Origin of the sequence: Zobellella iuensis (assembly GCF_016746085.1) — a bacterium.
In the GTDB taxonomy this organism is placed as follows: domain Bacteria; phylum Pseudomonadota; class Gammaproteobacteria; order Enterobacterales; family Aeromonadaceae; genus Oceanimonas; species Oceanimonas iuensis.
Map to the genome: position 1 here is coordinate 1 of NZ_JAERTZ010000017.1, position 711 is coordinate 711.

The 711-nt window shown below is 52.6% G+C and carries 1 rRNA gene; it reads left to right on the top strand.

Annotated elements, in window-relative coordinates:
* Positions 1-711 (top strand): 23S ribosomal RNA (locus JKV55_RS06830); the annotation flags it as partial.

Genomic DNA, 711 nt, shown 5'->3' on the forward strand with positions numbered 1-711 from the left:
GAACATGGGGGGACCATCCTCCAAGGCTAAATACTCCTGACTGACCGATAGTGAACCAGTACCGTGAGGGAAAGGCGAAAAGAACCCCTGTGAGGGGAGTGAAATAGAACCTGAAACCGTGCACGTACAAGCAGTGGAAGCCGACTTGTTCGGTGACTGCGTACCTTTTGTATAATGGGTCAGCGACTTACTTTTAGTAGCAAGGTTAACCGTATAGGGGAGCCGTAGGGAAACCGAGTCTTAACTGGGCGCTAAGTTGCTAGGAGTAGACCCGAAACCCGGTGATCTAGCCATGGGCAGGTTGAAGGTTGAGTAACATCAACTGGAGGACCGAACCCACTAACGTTGCAAAGTTAGGGGATGACCTGTGGCTGGGGGTGAAAGGCCAATCAAACCGGGAGATAGCTGGTTCTCCCCGAAAGCTATTTAGGTAGCGCCTCGGACGAATACTACTGGGGGTAGAGCACTGTTTGGGCTAGGGGGTCATCCCGACTTACCAACCCCATGCAAACTCCGAATACCAGTAAGTACTATCCGGGAGACACACGGCGGGTGCTAACGTCCGTCGTGAAGAGGGAAACAACCCAGACCGCCGGCTAAGGTCCCCAAGTTCTGGTTAAGTGGGAAACGAGGTGGGAAGGCTCAGACAGCCAGGATGTTGGCTTAGAAGCAGCCATCATTTAAAGAAAGCGTAATAGCTCACTGGTCGAG